This is a genomic window from Parapedobacter lycopersici, from assembly GCF_024643285.1.
Classification (GTDB): Bacteria; Bacteroidota; Bacteroidia; order Sphingobacteriales; family Sphingobacteriaceae; genus Parapedobacter; species Parapedobacter lycopersici.
Genome location: NZ_JAMSLW010000004.1, coordinates 212,657 through 227,132 on the forward strand (window position 1 = coordinate 212,657; position 14,476 = coordinate 227,132).

Below are 14,476 nucleotides of genomic sequence, written 5' to 3' on the forward strand. Positions count from 1 at the left end.
TACGTTAGAATTCCGGGTTTTGCGGAAATTCATCTTTATTCGTAAGTCGGTCGATCATATTGCTTGGGATCGGTCGCAATAGGAACTTCTCTCGGATATTATTGCGACCGGCGGGATTATATAGCTTCACCCGTTCGATAAGTTTTCCCGTACGCTTTAAATCAGCCCATCTCAACCTTTCACCCCCCAGTTCCAATGCCCGTTCATTCAGGATAAAATCAAGGTCTAACTGGCTGGCAGTAATCTTCATCTGTTCTTCCTTACCGGGCCAAGCAGCTCTTTCCCTTACCCGATTAATATACTTGACCCCCTCGGCTGATCTATTTAGTTTCATCAACGCCTCCGCCGCAATGAGGTACATTTCAGCCAAACGGATTTCGATAACACTTCTCGTCCCGCTATTTGCATTGATCGATTCACGATTGGGGTCGTTCCACTTATTTAACTTCGGATATATTTGAAGTGCCCCTACCGGATTTTCACCGTCATAATAGTCACGGATGTCCATCACTTTATAAGGTTTGGATGCCTTGTACTCGTCAGGCACCGCATATGGGAGGATTACAAACGCCGTATCACCGATATTCATTCCCTGAGGCAAAGTAGGTGTGTAATTTGCCAAATACGTATCCCGCCAGCTTTTATCATAGCGCGAATCATTATCCCGATTCGCCTGCATCAAATCAAGGTAAAAGCGGGTAGCCATATATCGTGGATAAGGCCGATCATAGATCAAGCTACGGGTCATCCCCGGCTGAAGGTCATAACGGGGTGTAAAATAAAGGTAAATTGAAGTATTCGGCCCATTTAGTCGGTTGTTTTGTGAGAATTGAATCGACCAAATTGTCTCCATATTCGTGGGAATATTCGGATCCCACAGTTCAGCATAATCCTGCACTAAATCGAATCCGTAGCCATCAATGACTTTCATCGCATATGCTGCCGCATCCTCGTCGCGTCCAAGTGTGAGGTAAACTCTTGCCAACAACGCCTCCGCTGCGGGTTTAGCTGCACGTCCCCAATCCGACTGTGTGGGCGGAAGTAAGTCTGCTGCCTTGAGTAAATCGGCTACAATTTGATCATACACCTGGCTTTGCGGTATTCGGGTCGCGGTAGTAGTCACTTCTTTTATCTCTTCGAGAGGCATGGGCAAATCACCAAAATGCATAACTAGGATATGGTAGTACCAGGCTCGCAGGAAGTAAGCTTCACCTAATTTTGCATTTAGTTCGCTTTCCGTTAAACCATTCACGCCCGATGCACGGGAAATTGCCGTATTGCATGCGGAAATCCCGATGTAATAGCCTTCCCATAAATTATATAGGATATTATTACTTGCTTGAAGAGCAGGAGAATATGTATTGAACTCGTTCGCCTCCACATCAGATGCGCTCGTCCATAAATCCGTGCCATATAACATCGGTGCCAATCCACCCCCATTCATTTGCGAGCGTGTCTGTGTATAACACGCATTAATTAAATCGCTAAACCCTGTTGCCGTATTATAGTAGGTATCCGCTGTGGGTTCATTGATATTTTCTTCATCAAGCTGGTTGGTACACCCCTGGAGTAAGAGCAGGTTAGCTAAAGCGATTAATAATGTATTTAATATCGTTTTCATGGTTCAATGTTGAAAAATTAAAAGCCAATGTTGACCCCTGCAACCACCGTTCTGACCGCAGGATATGTTAAGGTGTCTTCCGCCCAATCGGGTTTCATATTAAATTTCCGCACCTCTGATTTCGTCCAATAAAACAAATTCATTGCTGAAAGATATATTCTCGCATTGGATAGGTGCAGTTGGTCAAGTGCCGATCGCGGAATCGAATAGCCCAGTGACACCTGCGGGATTGTGATGTAAGTGGCGTCCCGGTAAGTCAGTGTGCTACCATCAAGACCGCCACCTTCATACAATTGGTTTGGGCGGGGGTATGCATTCGTTGGATTATCCGGTGTCCAATAATCAAAGACGAATTTATTGTATCGCTTCTTGGAATAGGGGGCGAAAGCGCCGACAGCGGTCATTCCACCCCACCGGATATAAGCAGTTACCGAAAAATCCCAGTTTTTATAAGAGAACTGGTTGGTCATATTGGCCACAAAATCAGGTTCACGATCGCCTAAGATCATACGATCTGCAGCCGATATATTGCCATCATCATTTAAATCCAATACTTTTATTTGTCCCGGAACACGTCCATAGCTCGCAGCGTCTGTTGCTTCATCCAGCTGCCAGATGCCGATCTTTTGGTAATCGTAATAGACATTTATCGGATGTCCGATAAACCAGCCATTTCCAATATCATCTATCTTACCATTGTACAGTTCAGTGATTCTGGATCTATTGGTATACAATGTGAAATTTGTATTCCATTTGAAATCCGGGCGGGTGATGTTAACGGTACGAAGCCCTACTTCAAAACCTTTGTTCGTTGTGCTACCCACATTTTCCAGCACTTGGTCGTAGCCAGATGTAATGGGTAGTTTCCGAAACATGAGCAAATCGTAGGTATTGGTATGATATACTTCGACGTTACCGCTGACTCTTCCGGCCCATAGTCCGAAATCAACACCAACATTGTAAACTGCTGTGCTTTCCCATTTGAGGTTTTTGTTTGCCAAAGCCGCAGGTCGATAGCCAAATCCCGCATTTTCGTTCCAGGAATAGGTCGTTCTTTCCAGACTTCCCTGTGTCTGATAAGGATTAATGGCCTGATTGCCGGTAACGCCATAAGAGAGCCTCAGTTTCAGGTTGGAAAGCCAATCCTGAAAACCGGCCATAAAAGGCTCTTCGGAGATATTGTAGGCAAAAGCGATAGACGGAAAGTATCCCCATTTATGATTGTCAGCAAATTGGGAAGCGCCATCAGCACGCATGGAAAGCGTTAATAAGTATTTGCTTTTATAGCCATAGAATATACGTGCGGCATAAGAGAGTAGGGTCCACTCCGATAAACTGGAGCTCACCTCATTCACGACATTTGCACTTCCAATATTATGATATCTAGAAGGCTCATAAGGCACGTCGGTCACACCTGCACCACTGGTTTCTGTATGTGTGGCCTGAAAACCATGGACGCCCGTCACGGTTAATTGATGGTCTTCGTTAAACGTTTTATTGTACGTAAGAATACTTTCGTACAACTTAAAGTTATTAATCGCGTTGTCTATATTTGCAGTCGGTAATCCAAGGTTTCGCATAATCGAATAATAACCTGCCGATTCTTTCTCCGTTGCTAACCTGAAATTCGTTCCCACACTCAAACGGTATGTTAATTCCGGTAGAATTTTCGCTTCTCCATAGGCATTTACAAATGCGTCCCAACGTTTATTATCATACCGATAAGAATCAAACAAGTAATCGGCTAATGGGTTTATTTCAAAACCATCGGTGGTAAGTGCGAATCTCGGGGATCCGTCCTCATTGTATACCTGACCTAACGGGCTGCCATTAACGGCATAATAAGTCAATGCGCGGGGATCCGTTTTGTTGGAGTTTATACTGTAGTTCAGCTGGATCGATGTGCCCGCGGTGATAATTGGCGAAAGTGTAAAGTCCAGATTCGTTCGCATACTGATGCGATTAAAAATATCGTCTGGCAAAATCCCCTCCTCATTAAAATAATTCGCCGCAAAATTATATTTCACCGCTTCACTCCCACCCATAATCGATAACTGGTGCTTCTGCTGATGTCCATTTTGTAACAGTAAATCTTGGTAATCAAGCCCCGGCCCACCTGATTTTAACGTTTCCAATTCAATTGCATCAAAAACAGCGTCATCATATTTGGGGTTAACACCGGGGTCCGGATAGCCTCCCGAAGCACGAAATGCTTCCCGGGCCCAGTCTGCATATTGAGTTGCGTCAGCATAAGGCATTCTTCCGTAGCGGAATTGCGCCCCGGCGTAACTTTCTATCAGGAACCGTGGTTTGCCTGATTCACCCCGCTTTGTGGTGATCATAATTACCCCATTTGAACCTCTTGAACCATAAATCGCCGTTGATGAGGCATCCTTTAACACGTCGACGCTCTTGATATCATAAGGATTAATGTCGTTAATGGTTCCATAAAAGGGCATCCCATCCACAATAATCAAGGGATCATTTGAAGCGGTAAATGAGCGGGTTCCGCGAAGCAAAATGGCAGATTCGCTACCGGGATCCCCACCGGAAGAAACAATATCCAATCCGGCTACTCGACCGCTCAGTGCCTGACTAACATTTGCAACAGGCATGTCTGCAAAATCCTCTGCCGAAACAGAACTTACTGCACCAGTTAAATCCTTCCGCTTTTGTGTTCCGTATCCAACGACCACAACCTCTTCTAATGCCCGTTGATCTGCACTAAGCTGGACATTAATGACAAGTTGATTATTGATACTGACTTCCTGTGAAATAAAACCAATATAACTGATTTCTAAAACACCATCAGGTGCTGCGTCAATAGTAAATTCACCCCGCTCATTTGTCAGTGTACTATGGGTTGTCCCTTTTAACGTAACTGTAGCACCGGTAATAGGTATATTGCTTTCGTTTGTAATTGTTCCGCTAACCTGTACTTGAACCGGCACCATAAACGTTGGTTTGGGATGTATAGTACTCCACTTCGGACGAATAAGTATGGTACGGTCGCTCAACTCGTAATTAAAAGGTTGATTTTTTAGTGCCTGTCGCAGCGCTTCCTCTACTGAAGCACCTTTTATTTCGATGGTCACCGGATTGGCCATCTCACGTAATAAATCGGCGTTGTAAAGTAATTGATAACCGCTCTGGAGTCTGATTTTTTGCAGCACGGCCCCTAAAGACACGTTTTTTTCAGTTAAGACAATGTCCTGGGAAAAAGCAGCGGCCGAGACATGAAGGTTGACCGCCACTAATAAAACAGTTGTAAGCTTCATGATCAAAAGCCATTTCAATGTGCTTAAATTCATTATATTTGTATTGTTTTAAGGTGATTAATCTGTTACTTATCATTGCGGAATTTTGCCTTAATCATACCGGATACGTGGCTGCGTATCCGGCTTTATTTATTGTAAGGCACTGATCGTTTCGTTTATACTACATAGGCATATCATTTTTAGGGTTTAACTTTAATGGTTCTGTTTTTTATCTCGAAGTGAGTATTGCCGGTCTTTTCAAACATTTCCAACACACGGGACAGCGGCACATCTCTGGAGATAAAGCCATTATACCGGGTATTGGGTAGGTGCGTATAATCAACCTCCACATCATACCAGCGTGATAATTGTCGCATGATCATATGTAATGGCTGATCGTTAAACAAAAAATTACCATCTTTCCATGAGTATTCATTTTCGACATTGACCTGAGTCACATCCAGTTGGTCGTTCGCTAATACCGCCTGTTCTCCGGGTTTTAAGACCTTTTGCTGTGGTCCAAGTGCCCCGGCTGCCGCAGAGACCGTAACGCGTACGCCACCTTCAAGTAACGTTGTCTTTACCGCTTCCTCATCTGCATAGGCATTGATATTAAACTTGGTTCCGGTCACTTCAACCTGTTGGTTCCTTGTTTTTACAATAAAAGGCACTTTATATTGATTCCTGTTTTTGGGTTTCGCAGAAAGGTGTCTTTCTGCATAAAAAGCGTTGGCTACCTCAAAGTAAGCCTCACCATCCAGTTCGACTTCCCGTTTGTCGCTGGCAAATTTTGCAGGATATTTCAAGGAAGAAGCTGCATTAAGCCACACTTTGGTTTGATCCGGCAATATAACCTGATACTGGCCACTTTTTGGTGTGGTCAATTTATGATACAACATACGGTTATCCGCAAATACAGATCGGCTATTGGCTACTTTATAGACCAATAATCCATCGGCTGTTTTGCTGATGGTCACATCACCTACCCGGGTAAGAAAACCTTCCTCCTGTTGTGCCAAGACTATTTCATGCCCATCAGCAAGTGTCAACACAGCTTTGTTCCCTCCGGGAGATACGTCTTCTATTACAATGCTGTTTTCGGATTCAACGGGTACAATTGTCTGATTCTTTTCAGGCCAATATAGGTAGCCGATGAGTGAAAATGCGATAAATACCACGGCTGCCACAGCAGCTATTTGTCTAAACTCAATGATTGTTGTCGTTTTCTCTCCGGCACTACCTGATTGCTGCTCGTCCAATCTTGCTAATATGGCTTGATATATGCGCTGACGTATCTCATCCGCATTTGCTGCATCGGGGATATTTACAAACTCCTCAGCGGCAATGATCTGTTCATCATACCACTTGTGCAGCAATTCCTTTTCTGCTAAAGAGGCATTCCCTGCAATAAATTTTTTTGCAATCTCCCTAATATGATTCATAATTGGTTGTCCAGTATTTCTGGCTTATCTATTAGGTAGAGTATGGCGATGGGGATTTACCCTTATCTAATTATCTAATTAATTAAAAAATCAAATAAAAAGGGAATATAAACCTTTACCGAAACGGCTCCGTATGATTCTAAGCGCCTTGGTAAGGTGCGCTTCCGCCGTCTTTGTTGAGATATGGAGTGTATCTGCAACTTCATGGAGTGGACGATCTTCCAGTTTATTATACTGAAAAACTAACCGGCATTTTTCTGGCAGATCATTTGACAGCGTTTCAATAATTTCAAGGAGTAGTTTATTTTCTAACGCCTCAGCAGCATCTATTGATAACGTCTGATGTCGTTTCCAGTTCTGCTGGTATTCCTGAACCTGTTTTTCTTTGGCAATATAATGGTAAACAGCGTAGCGCACCATAGCGGCTAAATATACTGGTAACGACCGAATCTGAAGAATTGACTTTCGTTTCCACAGTGTTAGGAATACATCTTGAACGATCTCTTCTGCGGCCGCAGTGTCCTTTAATTTTTGATAGGCCAAAAAATATAGCTTGTCCCAATATCGATTATAAATTCCGGTGAATGCCGTTTCATCTCCATCTTTCAGGTGGAAGATTAATTCTGTATCGTTTTTCTCATTAAAATCAGGCATAATTGGGTAGAAAGCTAAGATATAGAATTAAAAAGTTTATTTGCAAATATGTTTACTAAATCAACGCCGTACATACATGCACTGTGATATAAGAGCATATTGCGACAGCGCACATGAGCCGATGACTGTAAATATTTTGATATTTAAGGTCACATCGGTTAGTGGTTTAAGTAAAAAAGGAAGAGCTATTTCAGGACCTAACCTATTATTGCATAGGCATTTCCCTATTGATAAGGAAGAGGAAATCCCGTTAACCCACGCTTGCCAATTTCGGTTCAGGTATGTGGCAGCTGTGGATATCTGTTAATTAGTCTGGGAGCAGGACACCATCGAGCGCTCTCGCTTTAACTTCAAGCGAATCTACGTCACGAATTACTATATTTCTGAATGGCTGTCTGGAGAAAAACGTGCAGCCGATCGTCGTCAGCAGCGGTTAAGCAAGACCGGTACACCTATGCATCGCCTGGTTACCTACTCGTTCCGAAGCGTATTTACCGGATTCATCAATGCGGCCTTAACAGAATGGAAACCGATCGCTGCGAGCGTAATCACCAACATCAATACGGCCGACAGCGCAAATATCCACCAGGATAACGGTGTACGGTAAGCAAAGTTTGCTAGCCAGCGGTCCATAACATACCACACCAGTGGCACGGCGATGACAGCCGCGATACCCGCCAGCTTCAGGAAATCACGGGATATCAGCGCAACCACGCTTATCGCCGATGCTCCCAGTACCTTGCGGACGCCGATTTCTTTGGTACGCTGTACGGTACTGTATGCAACCAGTCCCAGCATGCCCAAACAGGAAATGAAAATGGCCAGTACCGAAAAGTAGAAGAAGAGGCTACCGAACCGCTGCTCCCCACGGTACTGACTATCAAAGGAATCGTCGAGGAATTCATACGTAAACGGCTTATCCGGTACCTGGGCTTCCCAGACTGCCTTAACTGCATTCAGGCTGGTGCGTACATCACCACCGGTAAGCTTCACTGAAATGTACTGAAAACCACTTGGATCGATACGCATGCTCAATGGCTGTATTTTAGTCTGTAGCGAATGGTAATGAAAATCCTTGACCACCCCTATAATTTGGCCTTCATGCCCCCATTGCTTGAACCGCCGACCTATAGCCTGCTGGGGCGAAGAATACCCGAGCATCGCTACGGCAGCTTCATTCAGCACCATCGCCTGCGTAGAGTCTGTCCCAAAATCCCGGGAGAATGATCGCCCTGCCGCCATCTCCAGATTATACAGGTCGAAGTAATCAAAATCCACAAAATACAGATCTACGTTGGACTGTTGCAACGATCCCTCCACATTCTCAATTTCTGAATAGGCGCTGGTATGGTCGCCGCCTGGGACACTGGAGGATAGACTCGCCGACCGGACACCGGGCAGGTTAGTAATGGCCTCCTTTACGGTTTCCTGGGCACGGTCTTCATAACCGTTGATAACCAATACCTGGTCTTTGCGGAAGCCCAGCTGCTGGCTGCGCATGTAGTCCATCTGTTTGTAGACCGTCAGCGTAGCAGCAATCAATGCAAGTGAGAGCGTGAACTGGCCTGCCACCAACCCTTTCCGTAGCCAGGCCTTCGCCGGACCGCTACCGGTGATACCTCCTTTCAGGACTTTCACCGGCTTGAACGAAGACAGTACCCAGGCCGGATATATACCCGCGAGCAACCCCACTCCAAGTGCTCCAGAACAGAGCACCAGCAACGCCCCCGGATTACTGAATAAGCTCTCGGAAATCACCTTGCCTGCCAGTTGGTTGAATAACGGCAGCAATAGGGACGAAAGAATGATTGCAAGCACCATGGCAATCAGGCTTACCAGTAGCGATTCGCCGATAAACTGCCGCGTCAGCTGCCCCCTTGCCGCACCGACTACCTTGCGGATGCCTACTTCCCGCGCACGCTCTACTGCTCTTGCGGTGGACAGGTTAACGAAATTGAAGCAGGCCGTCAGCAGGATCAACAAGGCCACCGCACCAAAAATATAAACATGCACGACATTACCTGTTTGCCCGGCATACCGGTAATTACCGAAATGGAGGTATACCTCCTTCAATGGATACAGGCGGAGCGTATAGTGCATCTGCAGCTGTTTCATAAGGCTGCCGATATGCCGCTCAAGATAGTCCGGTAGTTTGGCTTCCAGTGCCCGGGGATCAGCGCCGGGATTCAGCAACAGGTACGTACTGGGATAATGATTGGTCCAGTTTTTGGCAGATTCCTTCTCGAGCACTTCGGTGAGTGTAGACATAGAGACCAACAGATCCCCCCTAATCTGCGAATTCGCCGGCATGTCGTGCATCAAACCCGTGATCCGGACCGTGAGCACGGTGTCCCCGGTAGGGAGAGTCAGTTCCCGGCCCATCGGGTCTTCTGTACCGAAATATTTTTTGGCTGCGCTTTCGCTGAGCACCACGCTGAACGGATCAACTAAAGCTGTGCGGGGATCTCCCTGCACAAGCCCAAAATCGAATACCTGGAAAAAGGAGGAATCGACCGCCAAGCCGTGGGGCTCGTTAATCTTCAGGTCGCCCTGCTTAACCAATAGATCGATGTCCGCAACCCGCACAAAAGACGCTACCTCGGGAAAATCATGCTTGATATTCGGCCCATTCGGATAATTAGTAATAGCCCCCTCGAACGTTTCGGTGGGTGTACTGACTGTCGTGGTTAAGCGGTAGATGCGGTCGGCTTTGGTGTGAAAGCTGTCATAACTCAGTTCAAAGCTCACGTAAAGAAAGATCAGAAAGCAGGCAGTCATCCCAACAGAGAGGCCAGTGATGTTAATGAATGAAAATATCCGATGTTTCCGGAGGTTGCGCAGTGCGGTCTTAAGGTAATTCCTAATCATACCAATGTCTTATTTGGGCGCCATAGAAGGCTATCGGCTCCGCAGGCTTCCTTACGGCAACAACAAATTTGCCAATTGCAAAAAACACGTTGATCAGGTAAAAACCGAAGATGATCGTTTATTAAAGTGTCCGCAATCGAACAGTGGGTGTACGATCGCGGTCAGTGTATTGACCGGGAGTAGCAATATCCGCTGGTGCACTGCCACTTGTCCTGCCGACCCGGTATGATGACTTCAAAAATCATCAACGACATCCAAAGCTGATGGGCATCCGCACGGATTTTGGAATACCCTATAAATGAAAAAGCCCTTGCTTTCGCAAAGGCTTTTTGGTCGGTGCGGAAGAGCAGATTCGAACTGCCACGCCCGTAGGGCGCCACCCCCTCAAGATGGTGCGTCTACCAATTTCGCCACTTCCGCAGGGATTAACGAATGCAAAAGTAGCGTATTTTTTTGTTTCTACAAGTCTTTTAATGCAATTGAAAAATCGCATCAGGAACGGTTTTCATCCTGGTGTTGATCAATCAGTGTCTGTATAATTCCGTCTACCAGGCCTACCCTCGGTACAATGATCTGTCTCAGTCGGCCATACTTCATCAACGTAAGAAAAATTTCACACGCAGGGATAATCACATCAGCGCGGTCGTTATTCAATCCCAGTACATTGATACGGTCTTTCAGCGAAAACGAGTTAAGGTATTCGTAGATCGATTTCAGTTTCGTGTACGAGATCGGTTTGTCTTCCTTATCATTGGCCAGCCTGGATAATTTGTTGATGTTTCCACCCGTGCCCACCCCGTACACATTCTTAAACATCCCGGTATGGGTTTTTACCCAGTCTTTCATTTCATTCCACGTTTCTTCATCATCCTGATTGTCCAGTATCCGGATTGTGCCGATATTGAACGATGCCGATGCCACCAGCCGGGTATCCGCAAACAGGGACAGTTCGGTACTTCCCCCGCCCACATCAATATACAGGTAAACCTTCTTTCCCCCCAGTTGCTGCTCTATATGACTGTTGTAAATAATTTCTGCCTCTTTCGCACCGTCGATGATCTGCAGGTCTATACCGGATGCCCTGATCTGTGCGACAAGCGATCCACCGTTTTCAGCTTCGCGCATGGCCGACGTCGCGCACGCCATATAGGCTTCCACTTTATACACATCCATCAAATTACGGAAAGCAGACATGGTTTTCACCAGATCGTCCGCTTTGGGCTGGGATATCGATTGCTCAATAAATGCATCGTCCCCTAAACGAAGCGGCACCCGCACCAGGGTATTCTTTTTGAAGGAAACAACCTCGTTATTCTGGATAATATCCGCGATAAGAAGCCGTACGGCATTGGAACCGATATCTATTGCTGCATACCTCACGTTGTACTTGTTTTATATTTTAAATAATGGTAACTGTCTTCCTGGGCACGGTGCTTAATTTTTCGCTTTGCACCGATGTAGCGGTTATTGTTAAGTTGGTTGATCTCTCTCGCCTTTGTATTATCGCGGAGCTGGATATCAATCAGGTCGCGGATTTCGCTTTTTATTTCCGGATCATAAATAGGAAACGCTACCTCCACCCGCCGATCGATATTTCGGGTCATCAGGTCGGCTGACGAAAGATATACTTCTTCGGCTCCGCCATTACCAAAAACCCACACCCGTGCATGTTCGAGATACCGATCCACAATACTTCTGACAGTAATCCGTTCACTAAACCCCTTGATCCCCGGCACCAGGCAGCACATACCGCGGATAATCAGCTGGATCGTCACCCCAACGTTATTTGCCTCATACAATTTTTCAATGATCTGGTCGTCCGACAGGCTGTTCATCTTCAGAATCATATACCCCTTACCACCGGCCTTTGCAATCTCCACCTCCCGGTCGACCAGCTGATAAAATTTATTACGGGTTTCCAGCGGGGATGTAATAATCGCTTTGTATGCGCGATGAAACACCTTATTCTCCAATCCCTTGAATAGTCGTTTGAGGTCCTTGGTAATCATCGGATTCACCGTAAAAAGGCTGTGATCGCCATACAGCTTAGCCGTTTTCTCGTTAAAATTACCGGTAGCCAGGTTCGCATAATAGACCATGCCCTGTTTTTCCCGGCGTGCAACCAGACAGATTTTAGCATGCACCTTATATTCCACGATCCCAATATTTACATTCACGCCCCCCGCCTCCAGCTTGTTCCGCCAGTAAATATTGGCTTCTTCATCAAAACGCGCTTTCAGTTCAAGAAGGCAGTTCACCCGTTTTCCATTCTGTGCTGCATTAATCAGTGCATTGATCACACTGGAATTTTCAGCTAACCGGTATAACGAAATACTGATTTCCTTGACCTTCGGATCAATTGCAGCTTCCCGCAGAAAATGAACGATATAGTCGAATGACTGGTAGGGCAGGTTAACCAGGTAATCGCGCTGTGCCATCTGGCCAAAGATGCTCCGGCTGAGGTCGAGGTTGTGGACCCGCAATGGCGGTTGTACGGCATACTCCAGCGCGTCACTTCCAACGTTGGGGAAATCAATAAAATCCTTAAAATTATGGTACCGCCCCCCGGGGATCATCGCGCCCGGATCGAGCCGCATCTGTGACACCAGGTAATTCAATGCATCCAGCGGAATATCACTGTCATAGAGCAACCGCATGGGGCGCCCCTTGTCGCGGCGCTGGAGGCTTTGCATCAATGCGTCAACAAACCGGTCACTCATATTCACATCGATATCCAACTCCGCATCACGGGTCAGCTGGATACTGTAAGCCTCTATGGTATCATACTCAAAAATAAAAAACAGGTCATCCAGGCAATACCGGATAATATCATCAAGCAAAATGATAAACTTCAGTCCCTTGTTTTCCGGTAATATCAGGAATCTTGAGATGATGGCCGTAGGGATTTCCAGCAGGGCGTACTTGATTTTCTTGCGGAAGGTAAGTTTTACAACAAAATAAATATGCCGGTCCTTCAGTTCGGGAAACGCGGAATGATCGTCGCGCTCCAGCATAATGGGAACCAGCGTAGGCAGCACCTGCCTCCTGAAATATTCACGCACATAAGTCCCGCGTGCCACATTGAGCTGCTGTTCATTAATGATGAATATCTTCTGCGCCTCCAACTCCTTGATAATCTCATCCTCATACAGGTAATCAAAGCGGCGTTCTAACTTGACTACCAGATTTTTAATCTCATTAAGAATTTTTCGGGGATTAAATCCAAGCAATGTCTTGGTTTTGCTATTGATATCCACCAGCCGGTTAAGCGTAGCCACCCGTACCCGGTAAAATTCATCCAGATTGGAGGAAAATATAGCCAGGAAACGAAGCCGTTCAATAAGGGGGACCGTTTTGTCCGCGGCTTCCTGTAGCACGCGTTCATTGAAATACAGCCAGCTGATTTCCCGGTTAATAAATGGATATTTTCGCTTCACAATGGTCAACATATGGCCGCTTACAGTAAACAGGCCAATATTAACAATACAAGATTTTTTTAATGTTAACTCGTTGTTAATTCATGATAACCAACATCCTGTATGTTATCAGCCGTAAGCGGGTGTTAATTTCTTATTAAAGCGGTCTTCAGCCATTCCAGGCCGACTGTTCCAGGATTTCCATTTGCCAAAGGATCTCTTCTTCTTTCACCGGAAAAGGTTCATCCCGGCGGATTTGGGCATAGACCGCGTTGAACAGGTCGTTATAATCGCCCTTAAGCGCTTCCCTGTAACGCAATTCACGGTCGCCATTTGGCTTAATCAACGTAATCAACCCTTCTTTTCCTACGGGCTCAATACCATACTCGGGGTCCTTGGGCGAAATACCGGCCTGCAGCTGATCTTCCTGTACATCGGCGCGTACTTTTTGGAAAGACCCCTTCATCCCGTGCAAAACGTAAGCAGGTAACGGATTGGCCACCAGCAGACTCGCGTGTATAAACACCGTAAGTCCATTTTGATAATTCAGTATCAGGGTGGCAAAATCAGCCACCTCGGAATTTGGGCGGTGTGTACTGGTGATCTTCAGGCTTTTCTCCGGTTTGCCAAACAGGCTAATGACCTGATCCAGCAAGTGCGGACCGAGGTCGTACAATACCCCGCTTCCGGGAATATCGGTTTCTTTAAATGTCTTTGCACTTTTTTCCATGCGATAGCGGTCGAACCGGACATGCAGTTCGATCAGTTCCCCCAAGGTATCGCGCTCCACCACACGCTTGAGCAGTTTAAAGTCGCTGTCCCACCTGCGGTTCTGGAATACCATCACATGCCTGTCCATCTTCCGGGCCAGCGCAAACAATTCCCTGGCCTCCGCGCTGCTGGTGGCAAAGGGCTTTTCAACCAATACGTGTTTCCCTGCCTTTAGTGCCTGTGTAGCATGCGCTACATGCAGGTTATTCGGCGTATTAACGATGACCAGTTCAATCGCTTCGTCACGCAGTAGCTCATCCACCGAATCATAGCTGATAATACCCGGGTAGCGATGCTGCGCATGTTTCTCATGCCGTTCTACCACGGCTCGCAAATCAAAGCGCGTCTTCTGGTCGATAAAAGGCGCATGGAATACCCTTCCGGACATTCCATACGACAGGATACCTGTAACGATGCTCTTCTTTTTGGCCATGGGATTTCTGTTTA

At 46.2% G+C, this 14,476-nt stretch carries 8 protein-coding genes and 1 tRNA gene; all 9 read right to left on the bottom strand.

Going from position 1 to position 14,476, the window contains the following annotated elements; translation table 11 throughout:
* Positions 1 to 4: 4 nt before the first annotated feature.
* Positions 5 to 1,621, bottom strand: coding sequence for a RagB/SusD family nutrient uptake outer membrane protein (locus NEV57_RS10155; RefSeq protein ID WP_257658214.1), 1,617 nt, complete (start codon positions 1,619 to 1,621; stop codon positions 5 to 7).
* A 17-nt stretch (positions 1,622 to 1,638) separates the two neighbouring features.
* Entirely contained in the window at positions 1,639 to 4,899 is a 3,261-nt protein-coding gene (locus NEV57_RS10160; RefSeq protein WP_257658215.1) for a TonB-dependent receptor, read from the bottom strand.
* Positions 4,900 to 5,078: 179 nt separating this feature from the next.
* Positions 5,079 to 6,320, bottom strand: a complete 1,242-nt coding sequence (locus tag NEV57_RS10165) for a FecR family protein (RefSeq protein WP_257658216.1) — start codon at positions 6,318 to 6,320, stop codon at positions 5,079 to 5,081.
* 90 nt (positions 6,321 to 6,410) lie between these two features.
* Positions 6,411 to 6,974, bottom strand: a complete 564-nt coding sequence (locus tag NEV57_RS10170) for a sigma-70 family RNA polymerase sigma factor (protein ID WP_257658217.1) — start codon at positions 6,972 to 6,974, stop codon at positions 6,411 to 6,413.
* Positions 6,975 to 7,445: 471 nt separating this feature from the next.
* Positions 7,446 to 9,842: an ABC transporter permease gene (locus tag NEV57_RS10175; protein ID WP_257658218.1), complete on the bottom strand. Its 2,397-nt coding sequence runs from the start codon at positions 9,840 to 9,842 to the stop codon at positions 7,446 to 7,448.
* Positions 9,843 to 10,179: 337 nt separating this feature from the next.
* Positions 10,180 to 10,262: transfer RNA gene (locus NEV57_RS10180), tRNA-Leu, on the bottom strand.
* A 72-nt stretch (positions 10,263 to 10,334) separates the two neighbouring features.
* Entirely contained in the window at positions 10,335 to 11,222 is an 888-nt protein-coding gene (locus NEV57_RS10185; protein ID WP_257658219.1) for a Ppx/GppA phosphatase family protein, read from the bottom strand.
* Complete coding sequence (ppk1, locus tag NEV57_RS10190) at positions 11,219 to 13,291, bottom strand: polyphosphate kinase 1 (protein ID WP_257658220.1); 2,073 nt, start codon at positions 13,289 to 13,291, stop codon at positions 11,219 to 11,221. Before ppk1 ends, NEV57_RS10185 begins: the two co-directional genes overlap by 4 nt.
* A gap of 136 nt (positions 13,292 to 13,427) precedes the next feature.
* Positions 13,428 to 14,462 carry a Gfo/Idh/MocA family oxidoreductase gene (locus tag NEV57_RS10195; protein WP_257658221.1) on the bottom strand — a complete coding sequence of 345 codons (1,035 nt, stop codon included), beginning with the start codon at positions 14,460 to 14,462 and terminating at the stop codon, positions 13,428 to 13,430.
* Positions 14,463 to 14,476: the final 14 nt, after the last annotated feature.

Bases quoted from the DNA above. Each gene is read 5' to 3' on its own strand.
- NEV57_RS10155 (WP_257658214.1), bottom strand. From the start codon at position 1,621: ATGAAAACGATATTAAATACATTATTAATCGCTTTAGCTAACCTGCTC.
- NEV57_RS10160 (WP_257658215.1), bottom strand. From the start codon at position 4,899: ATGAAGCTTACAACTGTTTTATTAGTGGCGGTCAACCTTCATGTCTCG.
- NEV57_RS10165 (WP_257658216.1), bottom strand. From the start codon at position 6,320: ATGAATCATATTAGGGAGATTGCAAAAAAATTTATTGCAGGGAATGCC.
- NEV57_RS10170 (WP_257658217.1), bottom strand. From the start codon at position 6,974: ATGCCTGATTTTAATGAGAAAAACGATACAGAATTAATCTTCCACCTG.
- NEV57_RS10175 (WP_257658218.1), bottom strand. From the start codon at position 9,842: ATGATTAGGAATTACCTTAAGACCGCACTGCGCAACCTCCGGAAACAT.
- ppk1 (WP_257658220.1), bottom strand. From the start codon at position 13,291: ATGTTGACCATTGTGAAGCGAAAATATCCATTTATTAACCGGGAAATC.
- NEV57_RS10195 (WP_257658221.1), bottom strand. From the start codon at position 14,462: ATGGCCAAAAAGAAGAGCATCGTTACAGGTATCCTGTCGTATGGAATG.